At 66.2% G+C, this 13818-nt stretch carries 9 protein-coding genes and 3 tRNA genes; 8 read left to right on the top strand and 4 right to left on the bottom strand.

The window, feature by feature from the left end; genetic code table 11:
* Positions 1–77 precede the first annotated feature (77 nt).
* Both OP04_RS38490 and OP04_RS38485 read right to left on the bottom strand, forming a co-directional pair.
* Positions 78–1088 carry a LacI family DNA-binding transcriptional regulator gene (locus OP04_RS38490; RefSeq protein ID WP_232323894.1) on the bottom strand — a complete coding sequence of 337 codons (1011 nt, stop codon included), beginning with the start codon at positions 1086–1088 and terminating at the stop codon, positions 78–80.
* A 60-nt stretch (positions 1089–1148) separates the two neighbouring features.
* Complete coding sequence (locus tag OP04_RS38485) at positions 1149–2021, bottom strand: FAD-dependent oxidoreductase (RefSeq protein WP_033344857.1); 873 nt, start codon at positions 2019–2021, stop codon at positions 1149–1151.
* 69 nt (positions 2022–2090) lie between these two features.
* On the opposite strand from OP04_RS38485, the gene OP04_RS38480 reads away from it, so the two are divergent.
* Positions 2091–3020, top strand: a complete 930-nt coding sequence (locus tag OP04_RS38480; RefSeq protein ID WP_051799723.1) for a LysR family transcriptional regulator — start codon at positions 2091–2093, stop codon at positions 3018–3020.
* Here OP04_RS38480 and OP04_RS38475 read toward each other — a convergent pair.
* Positions 2981–4177 (bottom strand): alginate lyase family protein, encoded by a 1197-nt coding sequence (locus OP04_RS38475; protein ID WP_033344856.1) that lies wholly within the window; start codon positions 4175–4177, stop codon positions 2981–2983. The genes OP04_RS38480 and OP04_RS38475 overlap by 40 nt on opposite strands.
* A gap of 146 nt (positions 4178–4323) precedes the next feature.
* The gene (locus OP04_RS38470) at positions 4324–4926 is read right to left on the bottom strand and encodes a TetR/AcrR family transcriptional regulator (RefSeq protein WP_033344855.1); all 603 of its coding nucleotides are present in this window, start codon (positions 4924–4926) and stop codon (positions 4324–4326) included.
* Between the two features lie 182 nt (positions 4927–5108).
* Here OP04_RS38470 and OP04_RS38465 point away from each other — a divergent pair, with 182 nt between their 5' ends.
* From OP04_RS38465 to OP04_RS52450, 7 genes are all read left to right on the top strand, one after another.
* Positions 5109–7160 carry a TRAP transporter permease gene (locus OP04_RS38465; protein WP_051799721.1) on the top strand — a complete coding sequence of 684 codons (2052 nt, stop codon included), beginning with the start codon at positions 5109–5111 and terminating at the stop codon, positions 7158–7160.
* Positions 7161–7180: 20 nt separating this feature from the next.
* Positions 7181–8155 (top strand): TAXI family TRAP transporter solute-binding subunit, encoded by a 975-nt coding sequence (locus OP04_RS38460; protein WP_232323893.1) that lies wholly within the window; start codon positions 7181–7183, stop codon positions 8153–8155.
* Positions 8156–8292: 137 nt separating this feature from the next.
* A tRNA-Gly gene (locus OP04_RS38455) sits at positions 8293–8365 on the top strand.
* 32 nt (positions 8366–8397) lie between these two features.
* Positions 8398–8468 (top strand) — tRNA-Cys (locus tag OP04_RS38450).
* Between the two features lie 18 nt (positions 8469–8486).
* Positions 8487–8561 (top strand) — tRNA-Val (locus OP04_RS38445).
* A gap of 480 nt (positions 8562–9041) precedes the next feature.
* A complete protein-coding gene (locus tag OP04_RS38440; protein ID WP_198154125.1) occupies positions 9042–10154 on the top strand; it encodes an ISAs1 family transposase in 1113 nt (370 codons plus the stop codon).
* A gap of 689 nt (positions 10155–10843) precedes the next feature.
* Complete coding sequence (locus tag OP04_RS52450; RefSeq protein ID WP_157240926.1) at positions 10844–13072, top strand: protein kinase domain-containing protein; 2229 nt, start codon at positions 10844–10846, stop codon at positions 13070–13072.
* Positions 13073–13818: the final 746 nt, after the last annotated feature.

Raw genomic sequence — 13818 nt, 5'->3', positions numbered from 1 at the left:
CGGCACCGGCCGACCTGGCCTTATGGGCACGTGCCGGCGATCTGGGGCTGACCACAGCTTACTCGTTGCCCCGGCGTTTACGCCGTCCCGGATCCGCGCGTGAAACGGCTCGAATCGCGCACGACCAGCTCCGGTTCGAAGATCACCTGACGGTGAACGTGTGACTGCGGATCGGTGGCCTCGTCGAGCAGCAGCTCGGCGGCGGTCCGGCCGAGGCGCTGCCGGGGCTGGCGGACCGAGGTGATCGGGACCGCGGCCGCGCCCGCGAAGTCGATATCGTCATATCCGACAAGGGCGATCTCTTCCGGTACGCGCACCCGCTCCCTGGTCAGCCCCTGCAGCACGCCGAGCGCCAGCAGATCGTTCGCGCAGAACACCGCGGTCGCACGCGTGCCCTTCGGCAGTCCCAGGATGCGCGCGGCCGCGTCCCGCCCCGCGGCCACGGTCGGGCTCGGCGTCTCGCACCGGCGCAGCGCGGTCTCCGGCAGCCCGGCCTCGGCCAGCGCACGCACGCCGCCGCGGTACCGGTCCCGCACCTGCGGCAGCCCCCACGGCCCGCCGACGAACGCGATCCGCTCGTGGCCCATCTCGACCAGGTGCCGCAGTGCCTGCTCACCGCCGTGCACGTCGTTGACGGAGACGGAGCAGATCTCCGCGCGCGCCGAGACACGGTCCAGCAGCACGACCAGCACACCGCGCTCGCGCAGCCGCAGCAGCCGCTCGCTGGTGTCGTCGATCGGCGTGATCAGCACGCCCTGGACCCGCTGTTCCTCCAGCAGGTCCAGGTACGCGGACTCCTTCGCGGCGTCGCCGTCCGAGTTGCAGAAGATCACCGGCAGGCCGGCCGGGCCGGTCGCGTCCTCCACGCCCTTCGCCACGTCGGTGAAGAACGGGTTCGCCACGTCCAGCACGACCAGGCCGAGCGTGCGGCCGCGGCCCCGGCGCAGCTGGCGGGCGGACTCGTTCGGCACGAAGCCGAGCGCGGTGATCGCGTCCAGCACCCGGGTCCGGGTGCTGGGGGCGACGATGTCCGGACGATTGAGCACATTGGAGACGGTGCCCACGGACACGCCCGCATGCGTTGCCACGTCCCGGATGCTGATCGTCGGACCCGCCACCTGCATCGACCGCCCTGCCTGGGGAAAGCGTCAGGATATCCTGAGCGCCAGCGCGGTGACCTCCTCCGCGCAGCCCCATGACATGGTCATTCCGGCACCGCCGTGGCCGTAGCAGTGGATGACGTTCCCCGCCCGTTCCAGCCGGGGGCCGCCACGCCGGGTGGGCCGCAGGCCGATCCGGGAGCCGATCACGGGCGCGTCCCGCAATGAAGGCTCCGCCTCGATGCAGCGGTCCCGGATCGCGGCCGCCTCGGCCGGGTCCGGCGTCACGTCGCCGCGCCCCTGCTCGAACGTGCCGCCCAGCACCACGTCCCGGCTGCGCGGATGGATGTAGAGGGACCGGGACTCGTCGCGGATCGAGGTGTCCAGGCCCGGGTTCTCCACCAGCACGACGTGGCCGCGGGCGGGCTCCACCGCGTCGTCGCCGGCCAGCTCGCGGGCGGCGAGGCCGGTCGCGTTGACCACGATGCCGTCCAGCTCGTCCAGTGCGGAGATGCGTCGCCGCTCGATCGTCAGGCCGCGGGCCAGCCAGTCGAGGTACGGCGACATCTCGACCAGGGGCGCGATGAAGCGGATCTCGCCGGCCACCGTCGTCACGTCACCGGCGGCGGCCGTCCACCACGGTAACGGCGCCCGGAGCAGCATGCGGGTCCGGCGCAGCAGCACGCCGGGCACGCCGTCGCGCGCCTGCCGGGTGAACTCCTCGTAGGCCGTGGCGGACCAGCGCAGCACGCGCGGGTCCGCCTCCTGGTGCGTCGGGTACCAGACCGCGGCCGCCACCGTGGACACCGTCTCCTCCGGCGGGTCCGCCGCGATCACCGTGACCCGCGCGCCGGCCTCCCGCAGCCGCCGCGCGGCCGTCAGCCCGATCACGCCGCCGCCCACCACCGTCACATCCGTCATGTGGCCATCGTGGGGCGCGCATGTCGTACCGTCGAATAACGCTTTCAACAGCATCGATAGGCGAGGCTTATGGTGGAGCGCCTGTCCGGCACCGACCTCGACCGGCTGCGCTCGTTCGTGGCCCTGGCGGAGGAGCTGCACTTCACCCGCGCGGCCGCGCGCCTGCACCTCAGCCAGCCCGCGCTCAGCCAGCAGATCCGCGCGCTGGAACGGCAGCTGGGCACGCCGCTGATCCGGCGCGGCCCGCGCGGCTGCGTGCTGACCGAGGTCGGCGCGCAGGTCACGGACGAGGCCCGCCGGCTGATCGGCGAGGTGGACGCGTCCGCCGCCCGGATCCGGGACGCGGCCCGCGGACGGGACGGGCGGCTGCGGCTGGCCTACACGCGGTCCGCGCGCGGCGGTCGGGTGGACGCGCTGGTCACGGCGTTCCGCGCGGCGCATCCGCAGGTCGAGGTGGTGCCGGAGACCGCCTGGACCGCGCCGAACGTGGCCGGGCTGCTGGCCGGGCGGTGCGACGCCGCGTTCGTCCGCCCGCCGCTCGACGAACCGGCACTGACCTGCGTGCACGTCGACGACGAGGAGTTGCTGTGCGCGCTGCCCGCGGGGCACCGGCTCGCCGGGCGGCGCCGGATCGGCCGGGCGGACGTGGCCGGCGAGCCCGCCGTGATGTGGCCGCGGGAGAACGGGCCCGGCATGTTCGACCGGACGATCGCGCAGGTCTGGCCGGACGGCGGGTTCCTGCTGGTGCGGCACGAGCCGGACGACGAGCAGCTGCTGCGCGCGGTCGCGGAGGGCAGCGTGATCGCGGCGGTGCCGGCCGGGCGGGCGCGGGCGCTCACACTGCCGGGGGTACGGCTGCGCCGTTTCGCCGCGCCCACGCCGACCGTGGAGATCGGACTGGCGTTCCTCGCGGACAGCACGAACCCGGCCGTACACCGGCTGCGTGATCTGCTCGTGAATCACCCGCCGTGGGTCACTGTCTCCCACGCGAAGAAGTAGGCAGCCTCCGCCGGCCGATATTTCCGGACATATGCCGTTGTTCCCGGAAGGGAGATGCCGAGGCGGTCGACCAGGTGGTGCCGGGCCGCCTCCGGCAACGGCGCGTACGACTCGGTGTCCGGCTCGCCGTCGCACAGCCAGGACGGCGCCTTCTTCTCGCCCAGCGCGTACGGCATGTGCAGTTCCAGCGCCGCCACCATCCTCGGCTGGATCTCCGACCACAGGTTCAGCCCCTGCAACCGTGCGGTCTCGGCCACGTGCGACGCCGCGGACAGGCCCCAGCCGGTGTGCCCGAAGTCGCGGCAGGTCTCCTGCGTGATCCCGTCCACGAACGTCTCCTGCCCCTGCCAGTAGCCGATCAGCTGTCCCTCGGGCACGTCCGTCTCCCCGGGCGGCGCGACCGGCAGCGGCCCGTCCGACGCCAGGTAGATGTAGGCCTTGACCCGCTCCCGGAACCGCGCGAGCGCCCGGTCCCAGCTCGCCCGGTCGTCCAGGAACACCGCGATCCCGGTCGCGGCCTCCATCATGATCAGTTCCCAGTTGCCGTTCGTCCAGGTCGCGCCGCCGATCACCTCGGGCAGGTAGACGTCGCGGAACATCGCCTCCGCCGGCGCCGGGTCCCAGCCCGCGTCGCTGTAGCGGATCAGCTCGGCCGCGCGCACCATCGGGACCGCGGACCAGGCGGACTGCAGCGGCCCGTTGTCGTTCGTGTGCCGCTCCAGCACGGCCGCCCACGCGTCGATGATCCGGATCGCGGCGCGCGCGTGCCTGTCGTCGCCGGTCAGGTGCCACATCAGTGCCTGCGTGTAGGCCGCGACACCGTCCTCCGCCTCCTCGGTGCACCCCAGGTCCGGGTCCGAGTAGGGGCCGCACTCCACGACCGCGCGCGGCCTGGGCTGCCAGTCGGCGTTGCCGTACCGCGTGCCCGCCATCTGCCGGTAGGCGGACGCCCACGGTTCCGCGCCGCCGTCGATCTTCCCCTTGACCCGGGTCAGCTCGTCCGTGCCGATCAGCACGCCCGGATGCCGGAACGCCCCGTCGGGCAACGCCTCCAGCACGGCCGGCGCCGCCGCCTCCCAGACCTCCACCGGCCGCTGGTCCTCCCGGCGCCCGGCGACCACGACCGCCGCCAGCGCGACAACCACCCCAAGAGCCACAAACGCAGCGAGGGTACGACGTCCTGGAGCGATCCTGACGGTCACCGCTCCATCGTTATCCCAGGTCACCGCGGGTTGCCTAACGCCCGCGCCGGTTATCGCCCTTCATCGGCGCGCTTGTCCGGATCTTTGGCATACCCGTGGGCTCAGGCCAGCTGCTCCGGCTTCAGGGAGAGTTCGCGCGACACGGCCTCGTTGACCCAGCCGCTGATCGAGGTGCGGGGGAAGATGCGGGGGTGGGCGGAGGACTGGATGGCGAGGCCGTCGATGAGCGAGGCGATGCGCCAGGCCGCACCCTCCGCATCCGCGCACTCGAACGCGCCGTCCCGCACGCCGTCCGTGATGACCTCGCGCAGCGCCTCACGCCAGCGCAGCACCCGGCGGCGGGAGATCTTCTCCAGCTCCGGCGCGCGCGGCGACTCGGCCCAGCCGTCGATCCACATCGTCCACGACTTCACGCGCGTGGTCGGCGTGTAGTGACGCACCAGCTTGCGCAGCCGCTCCAGCGGAGTGGCGGGCGTTTTCAGCAATGCATCAAGTTTGAGCAGATCCTGCTCTGTCGCATAGGCGAATGCCTGGGCGAGTAGTCGTTCTTTTGTGGCGAAATGGTAGAAGACCAGCGCCTGACTCACGCCGGCCGCGCGTGCGACATCGGCGGTGCGCGTGTTCGCAAGGCCGCGTTCGGCAATGACATCGCAGGCAGTACGCAGGAGTGCGTCGAGCCGTACCTCGGCAAGGCGTCTGGTCACGAAACACACCGTAGCCGATGAATACCAGTTCACGGATGCCCCGGTTGCGTCACTCATATGAGCGCGGTGTCGCTTTCGGACGACGCCGACTAGCAAATTCCCACGATGGGATTACCACGGTAGAGAATTGACTTCGCGGGATTGACCGTTACAAACGCAAAATGGCGCGGTAAAGTCCGATCATGATGGACGGTGGAGGCCGCGTCCCCGCTCCCGAGGTTACCTACGACGACGAGGAACGGCCCGCACGTGAGCTCACCGGCGTCCCCGAACGGGTGGTCGGCGGCGTCGCGCTCGCGGTCACGCTGCTCGCGCTCTGGCAGGTCTTCCGGCCGTTGCCGCAGGGCAGCCAGTTCTACCTGATCCTCTTCCTGGCCGGCGCCCTGCCGCTGGTCTTCCTCGCCTACCGGTCCGGCGCGCGATGGCCCGTGCTCGGCGGCGGCGACCGTCCCGCGATCGCGGACTGGGTGCTCGCCGCGGTCACGCTCGTCGTCTGCCTCTACCCGGTGCTGCCGTTCCGCGGCGGATACAACGGCTTCCTCGACCGGCAGGGCCTGCTCGACCCGGTCGACGTGCTGCTCGGCGCGTTCCTGCTCCTCCTCGTGCTGGAGGCCGCACGGCGTACCACCGGATGGGTGTTGCCGTTGGTCTGCCTGGTCTTCCTGGCCTACGGCTACTACGGCGGGCTGCTGCCGCAGAACTGGTCCGTCGCCCACGCCGGGCTGGACTTCTCGCAGATCGTGGACGCGCTCTACAACTCCGGCAGCGGGTTCTACGGCACGCCGCTGGACGTCGCGGCCACCTACATCGTGCTGTTCACCATCTACGGCGCCGTGCTCGACCTCTCCGGCGCCGGACGGTTCTTCGTCGACCTGTCCGTGGCCGCGTTCCGCCGCTCCCGCAGCGCGGCCGGGCGCACCGCGGTCACGGCCGGCTTCCTGCTCGGCACCGTCTCCGGCTCCGGCACCGCCACCGCGGTCAGCGTCGGCGCGGTCACCTGGCCGATCCTGCGCCGCGCCGGCTACCCCGCGGAACGCGCCGGCGGCATGCTCGCCGCGGCCGGCGTCGGCGCGATCCTGTCCCCGCCCACGCTCGGCGCGGCCGCGTTCATCGTCGCGGAGTACCTGAACGTGTCCTACCTGACCGTGCTCGGCTGGGCCACCATCCCGACGATCCTGTACTACCTGGGCATCCTGCTCGCGGTCGAGATCGACGCGCGGAAGCTCGGCACCCGCCCGGTCTCGGTCGAGACGGCGTCGGCGTGGCGGCTGCTGCTCCGGTTCGGCTACCACTTCTCGTCCCTGATCGTGATCGTGGTGCTGCTCGCGATCGGCGTCACCGCGACCCGCGCGGTCGTCTTCGCCACGCTGCTGGCGTTCCTGCTGGCGTTCTTCGATTCCCGCACCCGGCCTCGTCTCTTCTCCGTCGCCTCCGCGCTCGCCGCCGGCACGCGAGGGGTGCTGCCGGTCGCCGCGGTCTGCGCCGCCGCCGGCGTCATCACGGCAACGGTCACCAAGACCGGATTGGGTACGCAGCTGGCGTCACTGCTGATCAAGGGCGCGCAGGCGATGGCAGACCATCCGGACGTGGTGCTGGCGCTCACCGTGGTCGCGGCCGCGGTCGCGCTCAGCCTGCTCGGCCTGGCCGTGCCGGTCACCGCGTCGTTCATCATCGGCTGGGTCATCGTCGGCCCCGCCCTGCTGCAGCTCGGCGTACCCGGCCCGGCCACCGCGATGTTCGTCTTCTACTACTCGGTGCTGTCCGAGGTGACGCCGCCGACCGCGCTGGCCGCCGTGGGCGCCGCCTCCATCACCGGCGGGCGAATCGTGCCGACGATGTGGCAGGCGCTGCGGTACGCACTGCCGGCGTTCCTGGCGCCGATCGCGTTCGTGCTGACGCCGGCCGGGTCGTACCTGCTCGGGCGCGGTTCCGTCGTGGACGTCGCGTGGGCCACCGCCGCCGCGATGGCCGGGGTGGCGGCGCTGGCGATCGCGACCGGCGGGTGGGTGCTGGGCGTGGGGCCGGCCGGCCGGGGCGCGCGGGTGTGCGCCGCGGTGGGCGGCCTGCTGCTGCTGTACCTGGACCCGGTGGGGATCGTGGGCGGGCTGGTGCTGGTGGCCATCGCCGTGATGCTGACGCTCCTCTCCCGGCCCTCGTCCTCGTCTTCTTCGCCGTTGTCGTCGTCTTCGTCCGAGTCGTTGTCCGTGTCGTCCGAACGGGGAGTTGAGGCGTGATGCGTACCGTCAGAGCAGGTGTGTTGATTGTGGCCCTGGTGGCCGCGGGAGGGTGCGGGGGCCGGCAGGACCAGGCCGCCACGGACGCCGGCGGCGAGGTGACGTGCCAGGTCGCGGCGGAGACCCGCGTCGGCATCGCCACCGGCAACACCGGCGGCGTCTACTACACGATGGGCAACGCGTTCGCCGACCAGGTCGCGACCGCGACCGGCGGCACCGTCAAGGCCACCGCGGCCGAGACCGGCGCGTCCGTGCAGAACATCCAGCAACTCGTCGCCGGGACGTACGCCGTGGCGTTCTCCCTGGCCGACACCGCCGCCGACGCCGTGAACGGGACCGGGGCCTTCACCTCGGCACAGCCGGTGGCCGCACTGTCCCGCATCCACACGAACTACACGCAGGTGGTCGTGCGCACCTCGTCCGGCATCACGGACGTGGCCTCCATGCGCGGCAAACGCATCTCCACCGGCTCCCCGAAGTCCGGCACCGAGGTCATCGCGAACCGCCTGCTCACCGCCGCCGGGTTGAACGCCGAGTCGGACATCCAGGCGCAGCGGCTCGACCTCACCAAGACCGTCGACGGGGTCAAGGACGGCAGCATCGACGGCTTCTTCTGGTCCGGCGGCCTGCCCACCCCCAACCTGACCGACCTGTTCACCACGTCCGCCTCGTCCGTCCGCTTCATCGACATCACCCCGCTCCTCCCCGCCATGCAGAAAATCAATCCGGTGTACGAGCAGGGCGCGATCCCTGCCGCGGCCTATCGTCTGGCGGCTGACGTGCCCACGATCGTGGTCCCCAACTACCTGCTGGTGAAGAACGACCTCGACGCCGACGTCGCCTGCGCCCTGACGAAGGCCCTCTTCGACCGCAAGGACCAGATCGCCCAGGCCGCCCCCGCCGCCGCCGAACTGTCCGTCACCACCGCCCGCAAGACCGACCCCGTCCCCCTCCACCGCGGCGCCGCCGAGGCGTTGTCCCTGCTCGGAGGCTGAGTCTCCGGTCCTGGGTCCCTCCGCACGACGCGCGGGGGGACCCCTGATTTGGCGGGGGCCCCGGGGGTCCGCTAAAGTTCTCTTCGTCAGCGGGGAACGGAAACGGGACTTAGCGGACAACGAAGTAAAAGTAGTACGCGGACGTAGCGCAGCTGGTAGCGCATCACCTTGCCAAGGTGAGGGTCGCGGGTTCGAATCCCGTCGTCCGCTCGGAGAAGGCCGCCACTACTTGGGGTCACCTCGGTGGAGTGGCCGAGAGGCGAGGCAACGGCCTGCAAAGCCGTCTACACGGGTTCAAATCCCGTCTCCACCTCGGCAGTAGTTTTGCCTAGGGCGATTGGCGCAGTGGGAGCGCGCTTCCTTGACACGGAAGAGGTCACTGGTTCAAACCCAGTATCGCCCACCAGCTCAGGCCCCATCTTCGATCGACGGAGATGGGGCCTTTTTGCGTGTGCATGTCTAACCGAGTGTCTACGCCATTTGAGTGTCAGCGCCGCCGCTGGCACGCTGGTGGCGCTTGCATCCGCCCGGGAAGAGTTGGACGCGATCCTGCGCACAGCAGCTCACCGGCAGGTCCCCTCTGGGCATCCCTTCATGCAGCCGGCACGCCTCGCCTGAGTGTCGTAGAGCGTCATAGATAGACGCGCCGACCGCACCAAGGTGGCCCGCACATGTAGGCCCCGCTGCCAGGGTCCCGGCAAGGTCGTGGTGTTGTCCGACTTGAGGTGATTGGTGTAGAAGCGCCGCCGTTGGGCGCAGCAAGACGGGCATGACCGATTCGGAAGATCATCAAGGTTCCTACGCCGTGTTGATCGATCCGAAGTGAGTCATGCCCGCAACGCCATCATCGCTGATCTCCTCTTTGTCCTGCGCACCGGCTCTAACCGTGCCCGAAACCGCTGGCGGGCTGGTCGCGGCGCTCGCCGAGTTGCCTGACCCTCGGGCCCGTCGCGGGGTTCGGCACCGACTGACGGTGGTGGTGATCGCCGCGGTCTGCGCGGTGATCGCGGGGAGTCGTTCCTATACCGCGATCGGTGAATGGGTGGCTGATGTGCCGGCCTCGACGGCTCTGACCTTGGGCTTCACTCCGGATCGCCGCCCGTCGGAGGCGATGATCCGCCGGCTGCTGCAAGCCCTCGACCCGCAGTTGCTGACCGCAGCGATCAGTAACTGGCTCACCGCGCAGACCATCACGGCCGCCCCGGGACAACGCCGTGCTATCGCGGTCGACGGCAAAACGCTCCGAGGATCACGCACCGCCAGCAGTGCAGCCCGGCACGTCCTGGCCGCCTGCGATCAGAACGCCGGCATCGTCCTTGCCTGCACCGATGTCGACAGCAAGACCAATGAGATCACCCGGTTCGCGTCGTTGCTCGACCAGATCGGTGACCTGCGAAACACGGTGATCACCGCCGACGCGATGCACTGCCAACGCGAACACGCCGCATATCTCGCCACACGCCACGCCCACTGGATTCTGACCGTGAAGGGCAACCAGCCCCACCTGCACACACAGCTCTCCCGCCTGCCCTGGCCGCAGGTCCCGCAAGCCGCCCGCCACGATGACCGCGGCCACGGCCGCCGCGAGATTCGCACGTTGAAGATCCTCACCGTCGCCGCCGGGATCGACTTCCCTCACGCCGTCCAGGCCTTGCAGATCCGCCGTCGCAGGCGTCGTCTCGACCAGCCACGCCGCTTCACCACCGAAACCGTCTACGCCATCACCAACCTGCACGTCCACCAGGCCAAACCGGCACAACTGGCCGCCTGGATCCGCGGCCACTGGTCAATCGAAAACAAGATCCACCGGGTCCGCGACGTCACCTTCGACGAAGACCGATCCCAGATCCGCACCGGCACCGGACCACAAGTCATGGCAGCCCTCCGCGACGCCGCCATCAGCGCGCTACGCGCCACCGGAGTCACCAACATCGCCGCCGCCAACCGACACCACGCCCGCGACAGCAGCCGCCCACCTGCGCTCCTCGGCCTCATTTAGGACTTTGCCGGGGCCCTGGCTACACCACGGCGGGTGTTCCTCCACAACCACCACGTTCTCGCCGCCCATCGGCTTAGACATGGTTCCTCCCTTCTACTGTGTCGGCGCCTGCTGCGCGGTGAATCCCCTTGGTTGGGAACACGCCCGTACGCCGTCCAAATAAACTGTCGCTGAAGATCCTTCCCAAGGAAATATGTTCAATGACTAACGCGGTCACGGTCAAAATTTCAACCTTGTTAGGTGTTGTTCCACCGGTGGTCGGTGGAACTAGGTGGCGCCATCGGTCGGCTCTCCTGCGAGTTTGTTAATCCTCGATGACGCCTGCTCTCGGGCCGACATGGCGACGGCCGCATCGGCAATGGCCCGGAACCAATCTTAGGGAATCGCATTCTCGACCAATATTTGAGCTGTGCCCTCAATGAACGAATATTTGCCAATCGGGCTCTAACCGGAACTGCCATCTGGAGTCAGGCGCCTCTTGGCGTGCCGAACTACTCAGGGTGCAAAGCTGTCGGATTCATGACAGACGCTTATCGGCGTGTCGCTTGTTTTTGCGGCGCCCATCTGGCGTGTCTCGTGAATTGTGCATTGATTCAATGTAATCTGTCCGCTGGGCAATCCCGGCTTAAATGGATTGCGCCGCTTTGTGACCGATTTGTTCGTATTTGCTTTCAGGAAGGGAAGCCCTGGTGCGTAAAGCTGTAATTATTGGTATCGACAAGTATGACGATGCCCCCCTTGTTGCGTGCGCGAAAGATGCAAACGATGTTGCGGCAGCCCTTTCGTTTGATGAGTATGGGTTCGACTGCACCACACTCATTGATAGAGTCGCAACTCGGCCGAGAATTCTTGAGGTTTTGGGTGAATTGGTATATGGCGCCACGGAGGGTGCCGAAATGCTGATTTTCTATTTTGCGGGCCATGGGCAAGTTCTCGGAAATTCTGGGCATCTCGTCACGGTTGACGGGAAATTCTATGACCCCGGAATCTCTCTGGCGCAGCTTGGTCAACTAATGGAAGAGGCGAGTCTTCGTTATGACCATGTGATCGCAATTCTGGACTGCTGCCACTCGGGAAGCGCCTTTAATTGGGTAAACAGTAGACCGCTTTCACCTCGGGATGTCGAGCGCGAGGTGGCTACGGTAAACGAGAGTCGATGCATTCTGGCCGCGTGCAGGCCAGAGCAGTATTCATATCCCAATAATGCATCCACGAACGGCGTATTTACGGATCGCCTTTTGGATGGCTTGATTGATAAAGCGGTCGACTTCGACGGTCGGGTCACTTTGTTGAACCTATTTGAATATATCACGCGCACTATGCCAGAAGGACTGCAAACGCCAGTATTCAAGGGCGACGTAGCCGGGACCGTCGTTCTCGGTGAGGGATTTGAGCCAAGGAAAGGGCGACCGCTAGAGACTCGCGAGATCAATACGAACATTGCTAAGGCGCAGAAGCTTATTGATGAATATCAGAACCTTCAGCAGCGAGAGCTTTCCGACCCCGCGCATAGGCTAAGTGAGGGGGCAAGGGTCTGCGCGTCTCAGCTGGAAGGCGTGATCACCTGGTTCAAGGAGACCGAAACAGAATTGCAGGACATTCAGCGTGATGCGATCTGGCGTCAATTTGGTGAACGCTTGAAGGGGTTTCGATCGGCGCTCTCGGAGATTGCGGTTGGGCAGGAGACGCAGTTTGGGCGAGTCGTAAGTCATATTGGCCATGGCGGATATGGTCACGTCTGGGAGATTGAGACGCCGGAAGGGGGTCGGCTGGCCTACAAGGTGTTTCATGGCAATGAACTTGACCAGGACCTTAAGGTTCGGCGATTCGATAATGGCTATCGGAATATGAAGAAGCTGGAAGGTCATCCAAATATTGTCAGAGTCTTTGAGATGACAGCGGCGCCGCTCGGGTTTCTTATGGATGCAATTCCGGGTTCAGATCTCCGCCACGCATTTATTCGTCGGGAAGACGCCGAGCACGTAATTCGCCTACTGATTGATGTCACTGATACAGTTCGCACGGCGCACGGCAGTGGAGTGAAGCATCGTGACATCAAGCCAGAAAACATCATTGTCACGAGCGACGACGAGTCTCACCTAAAGCCCTGGCTAACTGATTTTGATTTGGCTTATCATGAAACCAATCGAACCCTGACTACCAACCTCGGCGTTGGCGGTGTGATCAATTACGCCGCTCCGGAGCAGCTGCACTCTCCCAATACGGCCGCTGCGAGAGCGGAGGCGGTTGATATCTTCAGTCTTGCGCAGCTGCTTTTCTTTGTCATTGTGGGGCGCGACCCAAGTGGTGACAACTTCGCCGACAATTTGACAAGGTTACGAAACACGCTTAACTCATGGGTTGAGGATCGTGCGGCTGTCGTCCTCCTTGGTGTTTACGAATCCTGCACCTCGCGCACGCCATCCGAAAGACTGTCAATGCTCGAGTTGATTGAGAAACTGAGCCAGGCTGAGGCTTTTATTCTTCAGGCCAGCGGCGACGATTCAGTATCGGAGTCGCAACTCTGCCGAAAAGTTGGGCATTTGTATGCCGGGCTGGGAAGGTATGACGCGACTGATGATCGAGTTTCTATGCAGAGCCTATCTGGTCAGGTCTCAGTCATTCATCGCTTGAAGGACGTAGGCCAAAAAGGTAAAGCAATAATTGAAATTGAGTTTAATGTCACTGAAAGGATCACTGTTCCGGCTTTCAAGTCAGGTGGGACTGCACGTACGGCCATTAATGCTAAGCTCGATAAAGCGCTGAGGAGATGGCGTGATGTTGTGACTCGTCATGACGGAAAGAAGGGGCAGTATCAAGTTTTTGTTCATGTAAAAGATGTGTCGCTTGACCTGGCTGGAGTAACTCTTCTGCGCGACATTACGCAAACGGTTGTCGCTGGAATTGAGCAGTGGTAGTTGTCTATATTCGCACCTCTGCCGCGCTTGGGGCTCAACCCATAGGCAACTTAAGAAGTCGATTTATGGATTGTGGGGATTAACCCGCCAGCACTGAGGTCGTGGCGTTACGCGCACACCCAAGCAGACGCGAGCGCGTGCGACTTCGGACCGAAGCGAACGGGCGGCGATCTGAGTGTCAATCTGAGTGTCAACCGCTACGAGCGTCATCGGATCTTTGTGGACCTGTATGGATTGATACCTTCAGCTCAGGTGCAATGCCGGGGAGGCACGAGCGTCGTGATTTTCGCTTGACACGGAAGAGGTCACTGGTTCAAACCCAGTATCGCCCACCAGCTCAGGCCCCATCTTCGGAAACGAAGGTGGGGCTTTTGCTATTTGGGCATCCAACTGACCTCTCCGTGAGCATGAGTCGATCAAGACGGAATGTACTGGAGAGCGGTTGTCCGAGCCCGATAACCACTCTCCAGTACATTCGGCGGCCGACTTTGATAGCCGCACGTATAGAGCACCCGCAGCGCGAGCACAAAATGCTGAAATATCGGGTGCTGTGGGCTCGATATTTGCTCGCTCCTCACGCACAGCCACCTCCGCCCGCGCAGCGCATCCCTAGGAGCGCATCCCCATCAGTGCGGCGCTTGCCTCGTGCACAGCCGTGCCCGGCGGCTACAGCCATGCGCCCGCACACAGTCCGTGCCCACGCGGAGCAGCCTGCGACGATCGGACGTTCGTGCCCGGATCACGGC

The sequence above is a fragment of the Catenuloplanes japonicus genome (assembly GCF_000717135.1).
Lineage (GTDB): Bacteria > Actinomycetota > Actinomycetes > Mycobacteriales > Micromonosporaceae > Catenuloplanes > Catenuloplanes japonicus.
This window is presented reverse-complemented; position numbering and strand designations above follow the sequence as displayed.